A 262-nucleotide genomic window follows, 5' to 3' on the forward strand; every position below is an offset into this window, starting at 1 on the left:
CCGGAACACCAGCGGGAGCAGAAAAGACGCTGACGTTCACGCCGAATCCGCCAGCACCAGCAGCGCCAAACGTATCGGCTAACGATGCAGCGAACACAATTGTTGGACTAGATTCGACGATGGAGTTCAAAGTAGACGGCGGTAGCTACGTGAAGTATGACGGAACAAATGCGCCAAACTTGGCAGGCTCGCATACGTTACTTATCCGTGTAGCAGCAGATGATGCAACCGGAACACCAGCGGGAGCAGAAACGACGTTGAC

The 262-nt window shown here is 54.2% G+C and carries 1 protein-coding gene; it reads left to right on the forward strand.

Annotated elements, in window-relative coordinates; genetic code table 11:
- Positions 1 to 262: hypothetical protein (locus CEF13_RS28695; RefSeq protein WP_211297036.1), on the forward strand; the 262-nt coding region annotated here is incomplete at both ends.

This window comes from Paenibacillus castaneae (assembly GCF_002884445.1).
Lineage (GTDB): Bacteria > Bacillota > Bacilli > Paenibacillales > Paenibacillaceae > Pristimantibacillus > Pristimantibacillus castaneae.